The sequence below is a fragment of the Pseudomonas sp. Pseusp16 genome (assembly GCF_047324915.1).
GTDB classification, from domain to species: domain Bacteria; phylum Pseudomonadota; class Gammaproteobacteria; order Pseudomonadales; family Pseudomonadaceae; genus Aquipseudomonas; species Aquipseudomonas fluorescens_CD.
The window spans coordinates 130,640-149,032 of sequence record NZ_CP168522.1; the positions used below are offsets into that span (position 1 = coordinate 130,640).

An 18,393-nucleotide genomic window follows, 5' to 3' on the forward strand; every position below is an offset into this window, starting at 1 on the left:
CTCTTATTGTTGTGTCGCAGAAGTTACCAGCGTTCGCTCCAGGGGCGAAGGTCCAGCTCGAAGGTCCAGGCATCGCGGGGCTGGCTGTGCAGGTACCAGTAGTTTTCGGCGATATGCTCGGGATTGAGGATGCCATCCTGATCCTTGGTGGCGTATTTCTCGGGGAAACTTTCACGAATGAAGTCGGTATCGATGGCGCCGTCGACGACGATATGGGCAACGTGAATATTCATCGGCCCGAGCTCTCGGGCCATGCTTTGCGCCAGTGCACGAATGCCGTGTTTGGCTCCCGCAAATGCGGCGAACCCGGCAGCGCCGCGCATGCCTGCGGTGGCGCCGGTGAACAGGATAGTGCCCCGCTGGCGCTTGGTCATGCGCTTGGCGACTTCACGCGCGTTGAGAAAACCGGAAAAACAGGCCATTTCCCAGATCTTGAAATACTTGCGGGCGGTTTCTTCGAGAATGCTGCACGGCACGTTGGCGCCGATATTGAAGACGAATGCTTCGATGGGGCCGACCTGGTCTTCGATCTGCTCGACCAGCGCGATCACGTCTTCCTCCTTGCGTGCATCGCAGGCAAAACCGTGGGCCTCGCCACCATCAGCCTTGATGGCATCCACCAGTGGCTGGAGTTTGTCCGCACTGCGGCGGGTGACGCAGGCGACAAAACCTTCCTGGGCAAAACGCTTGGCAATGGCGCCGCCCGTGGCATCACCTGCACCGACGACCAGTACGACCTTCTTGTTATTCATGGGTGGATCCCTTATTGGTAAACGATCGTTAACTAAACGAACGTTATGCTACGATTCGACAGACGTCAAGGTGCGCAATTTCAGGAGAAGGGCAATGCGTTATTCGGCCAGTCACAAGCTGGAAACCAGGCAAAAGCTGCTGGAAAGCAGTGCGGTATCGGCCAAGAAGTCCGGATTTTCTACGGTGGGCGTGGACGGCCTGATGAAGGCGATTGGCTTGAGTGGCGGCGCCTTCTACAGCCACTTCTCGTCGAAAGACGAGTTGTTCGCAACCATTGTCGAACGTGAGTTGGGGCAAAGTCTGGCGCGACTGGGGGAAGGGCAGGACCGTGACAAGCTTGAGCGCTGCTTGAAACTGTACCTGAGCATGTCTCACGTCGAGAATCCGGAAACCGGTTGTGCATTACCGGCATTGGGGGCGGAAATTGCCCGTTCCGACGTGACTGTCCGCCAACAGGCAGAGCACTGGATTTGTCGGCTTCAGGAAAGTTGGGCGGGTGTTCTGCAAAGCGACAGCCTGGCGTGGGCGATTCTGTCGCAATGTATTGGCGCGCTGGTCGTAGCGCGCATGCTGGCTAGCCCGGATATCCAACGCACAGTGCTGAAGTCCAGCTACGAGGAAATTGGCCGTCAGATCGCAAGTCCGAGAACCTGACGCGACGGCCCTGCCTATTTGCAGATGACAATCATGCTGCGGCTGGTATATCCCGCAGGATTGAGGCCAAACGGATAATCGCCGGGCTCTTCCACGGCATCTCCCGACTTGGCAATGACCTTGTATCCCTTGGGTGCGCAGGAGTTGGCGGCGCTGGCGTAGCACTTGTCCCAGGACGATGACAGTCCGGAACAGTTGATGTGTAACCCTTTCTTGCCGTGCTTGATCTGTGTTTTTGATGTCGCTGCGCAGCCCGCAATTGCAAGTACGGCGATCAGTATCAAAATTCGTTTCATTACTGTCCTTATAGCGTCCCCGGATCTTGTGCCCGGGTCTGGCTGCATTCGCTTTCGATTGACGCCTATCGATATCCCTATCTGAAGTTGTCCATGGTATGACCCAGGGGTGCGGGGCTAAACATGGCCTAATTGAGCGGCAAATGCCAGAGCTGTGTCATCTCTGTTATTAATCTGCAGCTACTGCCGGTCTGGCGGCAGTGCTCATGGTCATGGTTGCACCGACGGATGCCAGAATGATGCACAGGATTGCCATCCACTGCGACAGCGAGAGGTATTCATGGAGGAACAGCAAGCCCGATAACGCACCGAAGGCGGGCTCAATGCTCATCAGCGTGCCGAAGGTTCTGGCAGGCATGCGGGTCAGAGCGACCATCTCCAGGGTGTAGGGGAGGGCTGTGGACAAGACGGCGACGCCGAGGGCCACAGGGATCAATGAAGGGGTCAGCAACGCGGAGCCAGCATGGACGATACCGATAGGGGCTACGAAGAGCGCCGCGATCATTACTCCCAGTGCTGCGGTTTGCACGCCATTATCGGCCCCTGCTTTTTGGCCGAACAAAATGTACAGCGCCCAGCAGACCCCGGCACCCAAGGCATAACCGGCGCCTACCAGATCGATGCCGGCGGTCGCTTCTCCTGTCGGTATCAGTAACAGTAAGCCGACGGCAGCCAGGGCGATCCACAAAAAGTCGATCGCGCGACGCGAGGCGTAGATCGCCACGGCCAATGGGCCGGTGAACTCAAGCGCCACCGCGATGCCCAGCGGAACGGTTTGCAATGACATATAGAAGAGGAAGTTCATGCCGCCCAGAGCCATGCCGTAGACGATGACGGTGCGCAGGGACCTTGCAGTGAGTTTTGCCCGCCATGGACGCAGTATCAGCATCATGATCACGCTGGCAAAAATCAGTCGTAGTGTTGTCGTCCCTTGAGGGCCAATAACAGAGAACATGCTTTTGGCCAGGGAGGCTCCGGACTGGATCGACGCCATGGCTATGAGCAGCAGCCCAACCGAAAACAGAGTTGAGGCTAGGCTGCGAGGCTGATCATTCATTGCGTGGCATCGTCCGAAAAGAGGAAATAAGGGCATTTCTCTAGCTGTTGGGCAATATATTGCGCATTCCCCACAGGCGCGTCTATATATAAGCAGTGTTTTTACGCATATCGGTAGAAAACCGGAATCAGTGCTTGACGGCAGATTCTGGAGGCCTATAATTCGCCCCACTTCCGGCGCAGTCGAAACGGAAAACTCCTTGGAAAACAAAGAGTTATGTAGGTTTCGGCAGCAGGTTGCTTCAGGTCATCGAAGCCGAAAGGAAGTTGAAAAAGAGGTGTTGACAGCAGCGTGTAACGCTGTAGAATTCGCCTCCCGCTGACGAGAGATCGAAAGCGCAAGTGGTTGAAGTTGTTAAGGATTCCTTGAAAACTTCTGAAAAAATCACTTGACAGCAAATGAGGCTGCTGTAGAATGCGCGCCTCGGTTGAGACGAAAGATCTTAACCAATCGCTCTTTAACAACTGAATCAAGCAATTCGTGTGGGTGCTTGTGGAGTCAGACTGCTAGTCAACAGATTATCAGCATCACAAGTTACTCCGCGAGAAATCAAAGATGTAACCAACGATTGCTGAGCCAAGTTTAGGGTTTTCTCAAAACCCAAAGATGTTTGAACTGAAGAGTTTGATCATGGCTCAGATTGAACGCTGGCGGCAGGCCTAACACATGCAAGTCGAGCGGATGACGGGAGCTTGCTCCCGAATTCAGCGGCGGACGGGTGAGTAATGCCTAGGAATCTGCCTGGTAGTGGGGGACAACGTCTCGAAAGGGACGCTAATACCGCATACGTCCTACGGGAGAAAGCAGGGGACCTTCGGGCCTTGCGCTATCAGATGAGCCTAGGTCGGATTAGCTAGTTGGTGAGGTAATGGCTCACCAAGGCGACGATCCGTAACTGGTCTGAGAGGATGATCAGTCACACTGGAACTGAGACACGGTCCAGACTCCTACGGGAGGCAGCAGTGGGGAATATTGGACAATGGGCGAAAGCCTGATCCAGCCATGCCGCGTGTGTGAAGAAGGTCTTCGGATTGTAAAGCACTTTAAGTTGGGAGGAAGGGCATTAACCTAATACGTTAGTGTTTTGACGTTACCGACAGAATAAGCACCGGCTAACTCTGTGCCAGCAGCCGCGGTAATACAGAGGGTGCAAGCGTTAATCGGAATTACTGGGCGTAAAGCGCGCGTAGGTGGTTTGTTAAGTTGGATGTGAAAGCCCCGGGCTCAACCTGGGAACTGCATTCAAAACTGACAAGCTAGAGTATGGTAGAGGGTGGTGGAATTTCCTGTGTAGCGGTGAAATGCGTAGATATAGGAAGGAACACCAGTGGCGAAGGCGACCACCTGGACTGATACTGACACTGAGGTGCGAAAGCGTGGGGAGCAAACAGGATTAGATACCCTGGTAGTCCACGCCGTAAACGATGTCAACTAGCCGTTGGGAGCCTTGAGCTCTTAGTGGCGCAGCTAACGCATTAAGTTGACCGCCTGGGGAGTACGGCCGCAAGGTTAAAACTCAAATGAATTGACGGGGGCCCGCACAAGCGGTGGAGCATGTGGTTTAATTCGAAGCAACGCGAAGAACCTTACCAGGCCTTGACATCCAATGAACTTTCCAGAGATGGATTGGTGCCTTCGGGAACATTGAGACAGGTGCTGCATGGCTGTCGTCAGCTCGTGTCGTGAGATGTTGGGTTAAGTCCCGTAACGAGCGCAACCCTTGTCCTTAGTTACCAGCACGTTATGGTGGGCACTCTAAGGAGACTGCCGGTGACAAACCGGAGGAAGGTGGGGATGACGTCAAGTCATCATGGCCCTTACGGCCTGGGCTACACACGTGCTACAATGGTCGGTACAGAGGGTTGCCAAGCCGCGAGGTGGAGCTAATCCCACAAAACCGATCGTAGTCCGGATCGCAGTCTGCAACTCGACTGCGTGAAGTCGGAATCGCTAGTAATCGCGAATCAGAATGTCGCGGTGAATACGTTCCCGGGCCTTGTACACACCGCCCGTCACACCATGGGAGTGGGTTGCACCAGAAGTAGCTAGTCTAACCTTCGGGAGGACGGTTACCACGGTGTGATTCATGACTGGGGTGAAGTCGTAACAAGGTAGCCGTAGGGGAACCTGCGGCTGGATCACCTCCTTAATCGACGACTCAGCTGCTCCATAAGTTCCCACACGAATTGCTTGATTCATTGAAGAAGACGATAAGAAGCAGCCCGAAATTGGGTCTGTAGCTCAGTTGGTTAGAGCGCACCCCTGATAAGGGTGAGGTCGGCAGTTCGAATCTGCCCAGACCCACCAATTTTGTGTGGGAAACGCCTGTAGAAATACGGGGCCATAGCTCAGCTGGGAGAGCGCCTGCCTTGCACGCAGGAGGTCAACGGTTCGATCCCGTTTGGCTCCACCACTACTGCTTCTGATTGTGTAAAGCTTAGAAATGAGCATTCCATCGATGATGGTGAATGTTGATTTCTAGTCTTTGACTAGTTCGTTCTTTAAAAATTTGGGTATGTGATAGAAAGATAGACTGAACGTTACTTTCACTGGTAGCGGATCAGGCTAAGGTAAAATTTGTGAGTTGCTCTATGAGCAAGTGCGAATTTTCGGCGAATGTCGTCTTCATAGTATAACCAGATTGCTTGGGGTTATATGGTCAAGTGAAGAAGCGCATACGGTGGATGCCTTGGCAGTCAGAGGCGATGAAAGACGTGGTAGCCTGCGAAAAGCTTCGGGGAGTCGGCAAACAGACTTTGATCCGGAGATGTCTGAATGGGGGAACCCAGCCATCATAAGATGGTTATCTTGTACTGAATACATAGGTGCAAGAGGCGAACCAGGGGAACTGAAACATCTAAGTACCCTGAGGAAAAGAAATCAACCGAGATTCCCTTAGTAGTGGCGAGCGAACGGGGACTAGCCCTTAAGTGGCTTTGAGATTAGCGGAACGCTCTGGAAAGTGCGGCCATAGTGGGTGATAGCCCTGTACGCGAAAATCTCTTGGTCATGAAATCGAGTAGGACGGAGCACGAGAAACTTTGTCTGAATATGGGGGGACCATCCTCCAAGGCTAAATACTACTGACTGACCGATAGTGAACTAGTACCGTGAGGGAAAGGCGAAAAGAACCCCGGAGAGGGAGTGAAATAGATCCTGAAACCGTATGCGTACAAGCAGTGGGAGCCCACTTTGTTGGGTGACTGCGTACCTTTTGTATAATGGGTCAGCGACTTATTTTCAGTGGCGAGCTTAACCGAATAGGGGAGGCGTAGCGAAAGCGAGTCTTAATAGGGCGTCTAGTCGCTGGGAATAGACCCGAAACCGGGCGATCTATCCATGGGCAGGTTGAAGGTTAGGTAACACTGACTGGAGGACCGAACCGACTACCGTTGAAAAGTTAGCGGATGACCTGTGGATCGGAGTGAAAGGCTAATCAAGCTCGGAGATAGCTGGTTCTCCTCGAAAGCTATTTAGGTAGCGCCTCATGTATCACTGTAGGGGGTAGAGCACTGTTTCGGCTAGGGGGTCATCCCGACTTACCAAACCGATGCAAACTCCGAATACCTACAAGTGCCGAGCATGGGAGACACACGGCGGGTGCTAACGTCCGTCGTGAAAAGGGAAACAACCCAGACCGTCAGCTAAGGTCCCAAAGTTATGGTTAAGTGGGAAACGATGTGGGAAGGCTTAGACAGCTAGGAGGTTGGCTTAGAAGCAGCCACCCTTTAAAGAAAGCGTAATAGCTCACTAGTCGAGTCGGCCTGCGCGGAAGATGTAACGGGGCTCAAACCATACACCGAAGCTACGGGTATCACGCAAGTGATGCGGTAGAGGAGCGTTCTGTAAGCCTGTGAAGGTGAGTTGAGAAGCTTGCTGGAGGTATCAGAAGTGCGAATGCTGACATGAGTAACGACAATGGGTGTGAAAAACACCCACGCCGAAAGACCAAGGTTTCCTGCGCAACGTTAATCGACGCAGGGTTAGTCGGTCCCTAAGGCGAGGCTGAAAAGCGTAGTCGATGGAAAACAGGTTAATATTCCTGTACTTCTGGTTATTGCGATGGAGGGACGGAGAAGGCTAGGCCAGCTTGGCGTTGGTTGTCCAAGTTTAAGGTGGTAGGCTGAGATCTTAGGTAAATCCGGGATCTTAAGGCCGAGAGCTGATGACGAGTTACCCTTTGGGTGACGAAGTGGTTGATGCCATGCTTCCAAGAAAAGCTTCTAAGCTTCAGGTAACCAGGAACCGTACCCCAAACCGACACAGGTGGTTGGGTAGAGAATACCAAGGCGCTTGAGAGAACTCGGGTGAAGGAACTAGGCAAAATGGCACCGTAACTTCGGGAGAAGGTGCGCCGGTGAGGGTGAAGCATTTACTGCGTAAGCCCACGCCGGTCGAAGATACCAGGCCGCTGCGACTGTTTATTAAAAACACAGCACTCTGCAAACACGAAAGTGGACGTATAGGGTGTGACGCCTGCCCGGTGCCGGAAGGTTAATTGATGGGGTTAGCTAACGCGAAGCTCTTGATCGAAGCCCCGGTAAACGGCGGCCGTAACTATAACGGTCCTAAGGTAGCGAAATTCCTTGTCGGGTAAGTTCCGACCTGCACGAATGGCGTAACGATGGCGGCGCTGTCTCCACCCGAGACTCAGTGAAATTGAAATCGCTGTGAAGATGCAGTGTATCCGCGGCTAGACGGAAAGACCCCGTGAACCTTTACTATAGCTTTGCACTGGACTTTGAATTTGCTTGTGTAGGATAGGTGGGAGGCTTTGAAGCGTGGACGCCAGTTCGCGTGGAGCCATCCTTGAAATACCACCCTGGCAACTTTGAGGTTCTAACTCAGGTCCGTTATCCGGATCGAGGACAGTGTATGGTGGGTAGTTTGACTGGGGCGGTCTCCTCCTAAAGAGTAACGGAGGAGTACGAAGGTGCGCTCAGACCGGTCGGAAATCGGTCGTAGAGTATAAAGGCAAAAGCGCGCTTGACTGCGAGACAGACACGTCGAGCAGGTACGAAAGTAGGTCTTAGTGATCCGGTGGTTCTGTATGGAAGGGCCATCGCTCAACGGATAAAAGGTACTCCGGGGATAACAGGCTGATACCGCCCAAGAGTTCATATCGACGGCGGTGTTTGGCACCTCGATGTCGGCTCATCACATCCTGGGGCTGAAGCCGGTCCCAAGGGTATGGCTGTTCGCCATTTAAAGTGGTACGCGAGCTGGGTTTAGAACGTCGTGAGACAGTTCGGTCCCTATCTGCCGTGGACGTTTGAGATTTGAGAGGGGCTGCTCCTAGTACGAGAGGACCGGAGTGGACGAACCTCTGGTGTTCCGGTTGTCACGCCAGTGGCATTGCCGGGTAGCTATGTTCGGAAAAGATAACCGCTGAAAGCATCTAAGCGGGAAACTTGCCTCAAGATGAGATCTCACTGGAGCCTTGAGCTCCCTGAAGGGCCGTCGAAGACTACGACGTTGATAGGTTGGGTGTGTAAGCGCTGTGAGGCGTTGAGCTAACCAATACTAATTGCCCGTGAGGCTTGACCATATAACACCCAAGCAATTTGACTACTCGAAAGAGCATCAGATTGCGGTGTGTGAAGACGAAAGAACCGAAAGTTCGACGCTCACAAAACACCGATTTCCATCACATACCCAATTTGCTGAAGCGAGGCCAGCCGGCCACGACTCAGTACCCGAATTTCTTGACGACCATAGAGCGTTGGAACCACCTGATCCCATCCCGAACTCAGCAGTGAAACGATGCATCGCCGATGGTAGTGTGGGGTTTCCCCATGTGAGAGTAGGTCATCGTCAAGATTAAATTCCGAAACCCCTATCTGCATCTGCAGGTAGGGGTTTTGTTTTTGCCCCCCCAATCCCCTGTAGGAGCGAGCTTGCTCGCGAAAAACCCGAGCGCACCGCGGGGTACCAGGTTTCCAGCGTCATCGTTAACGTCCATCGCGAGCCAGCTCGCTCCTACAAAGTCAATTGTGAAAAAAATCACACGAACGTGACTCCACGGTTTTGCTAAGGTGCAGCTCATTTTTAATGGACTGAGTTTGCGCCCACGGATCGGCATTCTTTTCAAAGAGTTGCTGCACAAGTGCCCGAACCGATTCCCATCAAGGACCACGAAAAAGAAACACGCCTGGTCAACAAGAGACTCATGGCCTGCGCCTTGTTCGTTGCCGCCATTACCTGTGCTTTGGTGGTACGCCTGTACGTCCTGCAGGTAGTCGAGTTCGACTATCACTCGACCATCTCCGAAAACAACCGCGTACACGTCCTGCCGATTACGCCTACCCGCGGATTGATCTATGACCGCAACGGTGTACTCCTCGCGGACAACCGTCCCAGCTTCAACCTGACCATCACCCGCGAGCGCGCCACCGATGTGAACGCCGAACTGGACGAAGTGGTCAATCTCCTGCACCTGCCCGCTGAAGACCGCTCGCAGTTCGACAAGGCGATGAAGCAGGCACGTCACCCCTTCGTACCCGTGACGCTGTTCTACGAACTGAGCGAAGAACAGATTGCCGTACTCGCCGTCAACGAGTTCCGCTTGCCCGGCCTCGATGTCGAGCCGCAATTCGTTCGTCACTATCCATTGGGGGAGCACTTCGCTCATTCAGTCGGCTACGTCGGACGTATCAACGAGAAAGAGTCAAAGGCGCTGGATACGGTCGAGTACCGAGGCACCCAATCCATCGGCAAGACCGGGATCGAGAAATTCTACGAGGCGCAACTGCACGGCCATGTCGGATATGAGGAAGTCGAAACCAATGCTCAGGGCCGCGTGCTGCGAGTGCTCAAGCACACTGACCCGGTGCCAGGCGAAAACATTGTCCTGAGCCTCGACGTCAAGCTTCAGGAAGCCGCCGAGCAAGCCCTGGGCGATCGTCGTGGCTCCGTGGTCGCGCTCGATCCGTCGACCGGTGAAGTGTTGGCCATGGTCAGCAACCCGAGTTTCGATCCCAATCTGTTCGTCACCGGCATCAGCTCCAAGGAATACTCCACGCTACGCGACTCCATTGACCGACCGCTGTTCAACCGTGTGCTGCGCGGGCTCTACGCGCCGGGTTCGACCATCAAGCCGGAAGTCGCAATCGCCGGCCTCGATACGGGTGTCGTCACGCCACAGACCCGTGTGTTCGACCCCGGTTATTACCAGCTGCCGGATTTCGATCACAAGTACCGCAACTGGAACCACAGCGGCGATGGTTGGGTGGATATGGATGCGGCGATCATGCGTTCCAACGACACCTATTTCTATGACCTCGCACACAAGCTTGGTATCGATCGCCTGCACGACTACATGGCGATGTTCGGACTGGGTGAGAAAGTCTCCCTGGACATGAATGAAGAAGCCCCCGGCCTGATGCCATCCCAAGCCTGGAAGCGCGCCACGCGTCGTCAGGCCTGGTTTCCTGGCGAGACGGTGATTCTCGGTATCGGCCAAGGCTACATGCAAGTCACGCCGCTGCAATTGGCCCAGGCCACGGCGCTGATTGCCAACAAAGGCGTGTGGAACCGCCCGCACCTGGCCAAGACCGTGGACGGCGTCGCACCGGTGGATGAGCATCCGATGCCGAACATTCTGCTCAAGGACCCACGCGACTGGGAGCAGGTCAACCATGGCATGCAGATGGTGATGCACGACGCCCGTGGGATTGCCCGGGCTGCAGCGGCGGGCGCGCAGTACCGTATTGCCGGCAAGAGTGGTACCGCGCAAGTGGTGGCGATCAAGCAGGGCGAGCGCTACAACCGGGAGAAAACCCGTGAGCGTAACCGCGACAATGCCTTGTTCGTCGGTTTCGCACCGGCCGAGCACCCGAAGATCGTGATTTCGGTGATGATCGAAAACGGCGAGGCCGGTGGTCGTGTCGCCGGGCCGGTCGTACGGGAGATCATGGACGCCTGGCTACTCGATCAGGACGGACACCTGAAGCCGCAATACGCAGCGCCGAGCAAGGCGCCGGGCGATCCTCACGTCTGAATCATCATGGCTCACAGCACAGGCTCACGGATGCTGAGCATGTGCTGGAAGCTCTCGAGGAACACCGTTTCGGCCTGGCTCATCTTCTGTTCGCGATTCCACAACAACTGGATATCGAAATCCACCACGCCGTCTTCCGGCGGCAAGCGCCAGAGCAGACCTTGCTCGACATCCCGGCGCACCAGGTGCGTGGGCAAGGCGCCGATGCCGTAGCCTGCGCAGATCAGGCGATGAATTTCTTCGAAACTGGTGGATGAGGCGACGATCTTGCCGGTGAAACCCTGCTGATCGCGGAACAGTGTCAGGGGTGAAAGATTGCCGCCCAATTGATCGCTGGTGAAGCTGACGAAGTTTTCCGCCGCCAGTTGTTCCAGGGCCAGGTTCTCTTGACCGAACAATCGGTGACGCGGGCCACAAAAGTAAGCGTAGGTCTCGCGAAACAGCACCCGCTGTTCCAGTCTCGGCTGTGGCAAACGACACAGGCCGACGCCGATGGTCGCAGTCTTTTGCAGCAGCGAACTGATGATGTTCGAACTGCCCATCACCTCGACTTCCAACTCGATTTTCGGGTGAGTTTCATGGAAGTCAGCGAGGAAATCATCGTAATGCCGCGCCTGCACACCGCTGACGGTGAGGATGCGGATCTTGCCCACCACGTCGTCGTGACGGCTCTCCACCACCGTTCCCAAGCGTGAAATATCACCGTAGATATCCGCCGCTATGCGCAGGACTTCTTCCCCGGTTTCCGTCAGGTCAAAGCGTCGTCCGCTGCGGGCAATCAACACGCATTCCAGTTGTTCCTCCAGCCGTTTCAATGCCTGGCTGACCGCCGACTGGGTGATGTGCAAGCGCGCGGCCGCGCGGCTCATGCTGCCTTCCTGGCCAATGACCAGATAGGTGCGCAGCAGGTTCCAGTCGAGGCGGTCATTGAGAAAGCGTCGGCCGACCCACGGGTTGGAAGTGGAGGGCATAAAACCTCACGTAGTAGCAGTGCTAATAGTAAAGATAAGAATATGAAAATTGACTAATCCTGGCACGAAAGCGATAAAGCCCACAAGCGCCACAGAGCGCAACCGTCACCAGCCTTAACACCTGCCCAAAACTATAAGTACACAGGGTCCTTGCATGCACACTACTCCCCAACCGCGCCGAGCCGCGGCCGCGGCCTTCATTGGCACGACCATCGAGTTCTACGACTTTTACATCTACGCCACCGCGGCGGCGCTGGTCCTCGGGCAGGTGTTCTTCCCCAGCAGCGACCCGGTCATGAGTACCCTTGCGGCATTTGGCAGTTTCGCTGTCGGCTTTATTGCGCGGCCCATGGCCGGGATGGTGTTCGGTCATCTGGGCGATCGTCTGGGGCGCAAGAAAATGCTGTTGGTGACCATGGCCTTGATGGGCATCGCCACCGCCGGCATTGGCCTGTTGCCGAGCTATGCCAGCGTCGGCATCTGGGCGCCAATCGGTCTGATCGTGCTGCGTTTGATCCAGGGCATTTCGGTCGGTGGCGAGTGGGGTGGGGCGGTGTTGATGGCGAGCGAACACGCGCCGGCCAGGCGCAAGACGTTCTACGCGTCGTTCGCCCAACTCGGCAGCCCGGCCGGTTTGTTGCTGGCACTGATCGCTTTCCGCCTGGTGACGTCCCTTGAGCCAGAGGAGTTCCTCGCCTGGGGATGGCGCCTGCCATTTCTTGCCAGCGGCGTGTTGATGATGGTCGGCCTGTTGATCCGTTCCGGAGTTCACGAGTCGCCGGAGTTCGCCAAGGTCCAGGACAACAACGAGACCGCCAGATACCCGGTGATGGATGTGATCCGCACCTGCTGGCGGCAGATCCTGTTCGCTGCTGCGGCAGTGACCATTGGCTCGGCCGGGTTCTTCTTCACCAACACCTTCATGATCACCTACGTCACCCAATACCAGGGCATTGCCCGTTCGACGATTCTCGATTGCCTGTTTCTGGTGACCATCATCCAGTTGCTCTCGCAACCGGTCTCGGCGTTGCTGGCCGAACGTATCGGCGAAGGGCGTTTTCTCAAATGGGTCGCGCTGCTGTGCATGGTCACGCCGTACCCGATGTTCCTGCTGGTGGGTACGCAGAACATTCTGTTGATGACGCTCGGTATCGCGTTGGCCGTGGTGATTCTTTCGGCCCTGTACGCGGTGATCGCCGGCTACATGACCCAGGCCTTCCCGGTGCACCTGCGCTACTCGGGCATTTCCATCGCATACCAATTGGCTTGCGCCGTGGCCGGCGGCACCACGCCGCTGATCGGCACCCTGCTGGCCAGCAAGTTTTCCGGACAATGGTTGCCGCTGGCGGTGTTCTTCACCTTGCTTTCGGCGCTGTCCTTGATCGGTGTTTGCGGCCTGGCCCGCCTGCGCGCCAACCCGGTCGTCACCCACGCTGCTAAAGAGGTGTATTCGTGAGTAAACCTGCACACATCGACCCGGTTGAATGGCAAGCCCGTTGCGAACTGGCTGCGCTGTATCGACTGGTCGCGCACTTTCGCATGACCGACCTGATCGACACCCACATCACCCTGCGGATTCCGGGGCCCGAGCACCACTTCCTGATCAACCGCTACGGGGTGATCTTCGACCGCATGCGGGCCTCGGACCTGGTGCGTATCGATCAGGAAGGGCGGGTGGTCGATCCAGAGTACGCGGGCCATAGGGTCAACGCCGCCGGCTTCGTGATTCACTCGGCGATCCACATGGCGCGGCCCGATCTGAACTGTGTGATCCACACCCACACGGCGGCGGGCATGGCCGTCGCGGCACAGAAGCAAGGCTTGCTGCCGATCAGTCAGCACGCGCTGAAGTTCTACGGCAAGCTGGCCTATCACACCTATGAGGGCATCGCGCTGTCGCTGGATGAGCGCGAGCGGTTGATTGCCGACCTCGGCCCGCACCGGGCGATGATTCTGCGCAACCACGGATTGCTGGTGGGTGGCTCGGGCGTGGCCCAGGCGTTCCAGGAGATCCATTTTCTGGAGCGCGCCTGTCAGGCCCAGGTGCAGGCGCTGGCCGGTGGTTCGGCACTGCATTACCCATCGCCGGAAGTCTGCGCGCACACCGCCGAGCAGTTTGACCGTGATGAGCAGGACAACATCATCGACCTGGCCTGGGAGGCCGCCCTGACCTTGATCGAGTCCCAGCGCGAGTCCTATTTGTCATGAACGCGGTCATCAACACCGTGGTTCTGCTATCCCGCGACACCTTGCTGCTCAAGCAGTTGCAGGCTGCGTTTGCCCGCAGTGCGCCGCAGCTCACCGCCGTGCTGGCCGATGATTCGCGGGCAGCCAATGCACAGATGGCGGCGTGCTGGTTTCCCTTGCCGGGCAGTCTTGGCGCCTTGTCGAACCTGCAGGTGATTCACTCGGTGGCCGCCGGTATCGATCACCTCGATCACGATCCGTCATGCCCGGAGCTGCCGATCTGCCGTGTGGTCGATCCGGGTCACCGCCAGGGCATGACCGAGTACGTGCGCTGGGCGGTGATTCACTATCACCGTGGATTCGATCAGGTGTTGTCGCAACAACGGGAGCAACGCTGGGAGCGGCCGCTGCAACGGGCGGCGGGCCAGTTCAAGGTCGGTGTGATGGGGCTCGGCTCGCTGGGCAGCGCGATTGCTCTGGACCTGGCCGCAGCAGGTTATGACGTGCGCGGCTGGGCGCGGCGCAGCAAGGACTTGCCGGGTGTGCATACGTTCGCCGGGGCTGATGCGTTGCATCCGTTTCTCGACGGCGTCGAGTTGCTGATCAACCTGTTGCCGCTCACCAGCGAAACCCGCGGGATTCTCGGACGAGCCACTTTCGAGCGGCTCGCCAGCGGCGCGGCACTGGTCAACTGTGGCCGGGGCGGTCATTTGAACATCGATGACCTCGAACAGGCATTGGCGAAAGGGCACTTGCGCGGCGCCTTGCTGGATGTCTTCGAACAGGAGCCGCTGCCGGTCGATAACCGGCTGTGGACCATGCCCGGTGTCAGCATCACCCCGCATATGGCTTCGGCGGCTTCCCATGACTGTATTGCCGAACAAGTGGCGGAGAACTTCCGTCGCCTGAATGCTGGGGAGCCGTTACTCAACTGTGCCGACCGAGTATTGGGATATTGAACTAACACACCCCTTGTAGGAGCGAGCCCGCTCGCGATGGTCGTTAACGATTTCGCGTGTTTGCCGGTTAAACGCGGTGTTCTTGAGTTCATCGCGAGCAGGCTCGCTCCTACAGGAACCAGCTTCCCGTAAGCCATAACAACAACCTTCGCCTCAACCGTTTTACTGCCAGTTCAAAACAATTAAATAAATTCCTGGAGACAGTGATGAGCGATCTATCGTCCGCAGAAAAGTCCGGCGCACCACCGGAAGTTGCAATCAGCATGAAAAAAGTCGCGGTGGCCAGTGTGATTGGCACCACCGTGGAGTGGTACGACTTGTTCGTGTTTGCTACGGCATCGGCGCTGGTGTTCAACAAAGTGTTCTTTCCGGATTTCGTGCCGCTGATCGGAACGCTGCTGGCTTTCGGCACGTTCGCTTCGGCGTATCTGGCGCGGATTGTCGGTGCGGCATTGTTCGGGCATTTCGGTGATCGCCTGGGGCGCAAGTCGATGCTGTTGATTTCGCTGTTGACCATGGGCGCAGCGACCTTCGCCATCGGCTTGTTGCCTGACTTTGCAACCATCGGTATCTGGGCGCCGATCCTGTTGTTGCTGCTCAGGGTCGTGCAAGGCCTGGCATTGGGTGGCGAATGGGGCGGGGCGGTGTTGATGGCGGTGGAGCATGCGCCGGCCAACAAGCGTGGCTTGTACGGTTCCTGGGTGCAGATCGGCGTGCCGGCCGGGACCATGATTGCCAACCTGGCATTCCTGTTGATCGCGGCGTGGCTGTCCCCTGAGGACCTGTTGGCCTGGGGCTGGCGTATTCCGTTCCTGGCCAGCGTGTTGCTGATCGCCGTCGGTTTGTACATCCGCCTGAACATCTCGGAAACCCCGGCCTTCAACAAGGTCAAGGAGGCCGAGGTGCAAGTGAAAATGCCGCTGGCGGAAGTGTTCCGCAAGTACTGGAAGCAAGTGGTGCTGGGTGGGATTGCCACCATGTCTACGGGCGCTTCGTTCAACATCATCGTGGCGTTTGGTTTGACTTATGGCACACAGAATCTCGGCTTCAGCCGCAGCGTGATGCTTGGTGTGGTGCTGCTCTCCTGTGCCTGGTGCATCGTCATGCTGCCGGTATTCGGCGCGCTCTCGGACCGTGTCGGACGCAAGCCAATCATTGTCGGCGGCATCATCGCCGAAGCGCTGGTGGCGTTCCCGATGTTCTGGCTGATGGACACCAAAGAGCTGTCGATGGTGGTCTTCGGTTATCTGTTGTTGATGACGGCGTTCGCCGCCAACTACGGGCCGATCGCGACCTTCCTCGCCGAACTGTTCGGCACCCGGGTGCGTTATTCCGGGTTGTCCATCAGCTACATGTTGTCTGGCCTGCTCGGTAGCGCGGCAACACCGATTGTCACCACGGCCTTGCTGGCCGCGACAGGCAAAGGCTCTTCAGTGGCCTGGTACATGATCGGCGCAGCGTTGATCTCGCTGGTGGCGCTGTTGCTCCTGACCGAGACCTTCAAGAAAGACATCAGCGAAATCCCGAGCATCGTCCCGACAGACGCCCCGACCCCCGGCAAACCCTTCAAATCGGCTACGGCCTGAATCCTGGAGTTCTACAACATGCGCAGAATTCAATCGGCCCCGGGCTACATCGGCCCGGTCGGCCCTTACTCCCAGGCCGTGGTCAGCGGTCACCTGGTGTTTACCGCCGGGCAAATTCCGGCCCGGAACAATCTCGACGAACAACCTGCTGATTTCCGGGAGCAGGTGCGGCAAACCTTGCACAACCTCGAAGCGATCCTGATTGAAGCCGGGTCCGGTTTCAGCCACGTGATCAAAGTCAATGCCTACCTGACCGATCCCGCACAACTGGAGCCGTTCAACGCCGTGTACCGCGAGTTCCTCGGCCATGCGCCACCGGCACGCACCACGGTGTGCGTGGCCCTGTGGGGCGTGTCGCTGGAAATCGATTGTGTCGCCGAACTGATTGCCGGGGAGGCGCAACATGGATGAGTCGCTACTGATCGAACAACTCAAGGCCGTGAGCTTTCCGACCCTCGGGCATTTTCTCGAAGAGGGTTTTGCCGACCCGCAACTACGGGCCATGGTGCCCAATGTGAAAGTCGTTGGCCGTGCGCTGACCCTGAAGCTGGTGGGCGCCGATGCCATCGCCGTCAACCAGGCCCTGGCGCAAATCAGGCCGGGTGACGTGCTGGTGATCGACACCAGTGGCGATCATCGGCACGCTCCGGTCGGTGCGGTGACCAGTTGCGCGGCACACTGTGCCGGGGCGGTGGCAATAGTGGTAGATGGTGCGGTGACCGATCTGCTGGAGTTGCGCGAGGCCGGGTTACCGGTGTTCGCCCGCGGCACCAGCCTGTTGACCACCAAGCTGCACGGGCGCGGCGACAGCGCCATCAACCAGCCCATCCACTGCGCCGGCGTGACGGTGCAACCGGGGGATTGGGTGCTGGCGGACGACAACGGCGTGTTGTTTCTCGACACGGCAGCGGCGCAGGCGGTCATCGAGCAGGCGCTGGCCTCGGATCGTACCGAGCCACGCTTGCTCGAACGCTTGCGGTCCGGTGAGCCGGTGGCGCAAGTCCTGCGCGTTTAGTCCGTCAGCCGTTGCTGCAGGCTTTCGAGAAAGATCGTCTCGGCCCGGCTCATGCGCTGTTCGCGGTTCCACAGCAAATGAATGTCCACATCGGCAATGCCCTCGTGGGGCGGCAGGCGCCAGAGCAATCCGGCGTCGACGTCGGCCGCCACCACGTGCTCGGGCAAACAGCCGATGCCGAAGCCGGCGATGACCAGTCGCCGGACTTCTTCCAGGCTCGGTGACGATGCAACGATGCGGCCGCTGAAACCCTGCTGATCGCGAAAAATCGTCAGTGGCGAGAGCATGCCGCCGATCTGGTCACTGGTGAAGCTGACGAAATTCTCCCGCTGCAAATCCCCTTCGGCGACGTCCTGTTGGCCGAACATGGCGTGATGCTTGCCGCAGAAAAACGCATAGCGTTGCCGCAGGAACAAGCGCTGCTCCAAGCGTGGCTGCGGGCGCCGATTGAGGCTCAGGCCGAGGGTCGCGGTTTTTTCCTGGAGTGCGCTGACGATGTCGGAACTGCGCATCACATCGACTTCCAGATCCACTCGCGGGTATTGGCGATGGAAGTCGGCGAGGAAGTCATCAAAGCGCTCGGAGAAGATCCGGCTGATGATCAGCAACCGCACTTTGCCGATCACCTCGTCGGCCGGTTGTTCCAGCACGCTGCTGACCTGGGACATTTGCCCGTAGATTTCCCCGGCCAGGGCGAAGATCTGCTCACCGACTTCGGTCAGGGCAAAGCGTGGCCCGCGACGGGCAATCAGTTGGCGGCCCAGTTGTTCTTCCAGGCGCTTGAGGGCCTGGCTCACTGCCGGTTGAGTCAGGTGCAGGCGGGCGGCGGCGCGGCTGATGCTCAGCTCCTGGCCAATCACCCGAAAGGTGCGCAGCAGGTTCCAGTCCAGGCGGTCATTGAGCAGGCGTTGCATAG

General features: G+C 57.2%; 13 protein-coding genes, 2 tRNA genes and 3 rRNA genes. 13 read left to right on the plus strand and 5 right to left on the minus strand.

Annotation, left to right across the window (positions count from 1 at the left end; all coding sequences use genetic code 11):
* Nucleotides 1-23: 23 nt before the first annotated feature.
* Nucleotides 24-752, minus strand: coding sequence for an SDR family oxidoreductase (locus tag ACEN8Q_RS00550; RefSeq protein ID WP_413704302.1), 729 nt, complete (start codon nucleotides 750-752; stop codon nucleotides 24-26).
* Nucleotides 753-846: 94 nt separating this feature from the next.
* Between ACEN8Q_RS00550 and ACEN8Q_RS00555 the strand changes: the two genes are divergently transcribed.
* Nucleotides 847-1,407, plus strand: a complete 561-nt coding sequence (locus ACEN8Q_RS00555) for a TetR/AcrR family transcriptional regulator (protein WP_413423806.1) — start codon at nucleotides 847-849, stop codon at nucleotides 1,405-1,407.
* 14 nt (nucleotides 1,408-1,421) lie between these two features.
* Here the strand turns inward: ACEN8Q_RS00555 and ACEN8Q_RS00560 are convergent, their stop codons facing one another.
* Both ACEN8Q_RS00560 and rhtA read right to left on the minus strand, forming a co-directional pair.
* Nucleotides 1,422-1,703 (minus strand): hypothetical protein, encoded by a 282-nt coding sequence (locus ACEN8Q_RS00560; RefSeq protein ID WP_007990112.1) that lies wholly within the window; start codon nucleotides 1,701-1,703, stop codon nucleotides 1,422-1,424.
* A gap of 169 nt (nucleotides 1,704-1,872) precedes the next feature.
* Nucleotides 1,873-2,760: a threonine/homoserine exporter RhtA gene (gene rhtA, locus ACEN8Q_RS00565; protein ID WP_413423808.1), complete on the minus strand. Its 888-nt coding sequence runs from the start codon at nucleotides 2,758-2,760 to the stop codon at nucleotides 1,873-1,875.
* 612 nt (nucleotides 2,761-3,372) lie between these two features.
* Here rhtA and ACEN8Q_RS00570 point away from each other — a divergent pair.
* The 6 genes from ACEN8Q_RS00570 to mrdA all read left to right on the plus strand — a co-directional run bounded on the left by ACEN8Q_RS00570 (nucleotide 3,373) and on the right by mrdA (nucleotide 10,759).
* Nucleotides 3,373-4,909: ribosomal RNA gene (locus tag ACEN8Q_RS00570) — 16S ribosomal RNA — on the plus strand.
* A gap of 81 nt (nucleotides 4,910-4,990) precedes the next feature.
* Nucleotides 4,991-5,067: transfer RNA gene (locus ACEN8Q_RS00575), tRNA-Ile, on the plus strand.
* 30 nt (nucleotides 5,068-5,097) lie between these two features.
* Nucleotides 5,098-5,173: transfer RNA gene (locus ACEN8Q_RS00580), tRNA-Ala, on the plus strand.
* Between the two features lie 244 nt (nucleotides 5,174-5,417).
* Nucleotides 5,418-8,308: ribosomal RNA gene (locus tag ACEN8Q_RS00585) — 23S ribosomal RNA — on the plus strand.
* A 156-nt stretch (nucleotides 8,309-8,464) separates the two neighbouring features.
* A 5S ribosomal RNA gene (rrf, locus tag ACEN8Q_RS00590) occupies nucleotides 8,465-8,580 on the plus strand.
* The 16S, 23S and 5S rRNA genes sit together here with 2 tRNA genes alongside, the layout of an rRNA operon.
* A 286-nt stretch (nucleotides 8,581-8,866) precedes the next feature.
* The gene (gene mrdA / locus ACEN8Q_RS00595; RefSeq protein ID WP_413422457.1) at nucleotides 8,867-10,759 is read left to right on the plus strand and encodes a penicillin-binding protein 2; all 1,893 of its coding nucleotides are present in this window, start codon (nucleotides 8,867-8,869) and stop codon (nucleotides 10,757-10,759) included.
* Between the two features lie 11 nt (nucleotides 10,760-10,770).
* Here mrdA and ACEN8Q_RS00600 read toward each other — a convergent pair whose 3' ends face one another.
* Nucleotides 10,771-11,730 carry a LysR family transcriptional regulator gene (locus tag ACEN8Q_RS00600; RefSeq protein ID WP_413422459.1) on the minus strand — a complete coding sequence of 320 codons (960 nt, stop codon included), beginning with the start codon at nucleotides 11,728-11,730 and terminating at the stop codon, nucleotides 10,771-10,773.
* A 154-nt stretch (nucleotides 11,731-11,884) separates the two neighbouring features.
* Between ACEN8Q_RS00600 and ACEN8Q_RS00605 the strand changes: the two genes are divergently transcribed.
* From ACEN8Q_RS00605 to ACEN8Q_RS00630, 6 genes are all read left to right on the plus strand, one after another.
* Entirely contained in the window at nucleotides 11,885-13,186 is a 1,302-nt protein-coding gene (locus ACEN8Q_RS00605; RefSeq protein ID WP_413422461.1) for an MFS transporter, read from the plus strand.
* On the plus strand, nucleotides 13,183-13,938 hold the full coding sequence (locus tag ACEN8Q_RS00610) for a class II aldolase/adducin family protein (RefSeq protein WP_007988289.1): 756 nt from the start codon (nucleotides 13,183-13,185) through the stop codon (nucleotides 13,936-13,938). The genes ACEN8Q_RS00605 and ACEN8Q_RS00610 overlap by 4 nt, the downstream gene beginning before the upstream one ends.
* Nucleotides 13,935-14,876 (plus strand): 2-hydroxyacid dehydrogenase, encoded by a 942-nt coding sequence (locus tag ACEN8Q_RS00615; protein ID WP_413422464.1) that lies wholly within the window; start codon nucleotides 13,935-13,937, stop codon nucleotides 14,874-14,876. The genes ACEN8Q_RS00610 and ACEN8Q_RS00615 overlap by 4 nt, the downstream gene beginning before the upstream one ends.
* Before the next feature lie 206 nt (nucleotides 14,877-15,082).
* On the plus strand, nucleotides 15,083-16,462 hold the full coding sequence (locus ACEN8Q_RS00620; RefSeq protein WP_413422466.1) for an MFS transporter: 1,380 nt from the start codon (nucleotides 15,083-15,085) through the stop codon (nucleotides 16,460-16,462).
* An 18-nt stretch (nucleotides 16,463-16,480) separates the two neighbouring features.
* Nucleotides 16,481-16,873, plus strand: coding sequence for a RidA family protein (locus ACEN8Q_RS00625; protein WP_413422468.1), 393 nt, complete (start codon nucleotides 16,481-16,483; stop codon nucleotides 16,871-16,873).
* Nucleotides 16,866-17,477: an RraA family protein gene (locus ACEN8Q_RS00630; protein WP_413422470.1), complete on the plus strand. Its 612-nt coding sequence runs from the start codon at nucleotides 16,866-16,868 to the stop codon at nucleotides 17,475-17,477. The genes ACEN8Q_RS00625 and ACEN8Q_RS00630 overlap by 8 nt, the downstream gene beginning before the upstream one ends.
* On the opposite strand, the gene ACEN8Q_RS00635 is transcribed toward ACEN8Q_RS00630, so the two are convergent.
* A complete protein-coding gene (locus ACEN8Q_RS00635; RefSeq protein WP_057397602.1) occupies nucleotides 17,474-18,391 on the minus strand; it encodes a LysR family transcriptional regulator in 918 nt (305 codons plus the stop codon). The genes ACEN8Q_RS00630 and ACEN8Q_RS00635 overlap by 4 nt on opposite strands.
* Nucleotides 18,392-18,393: the final 2 nt, after the last annotated feature.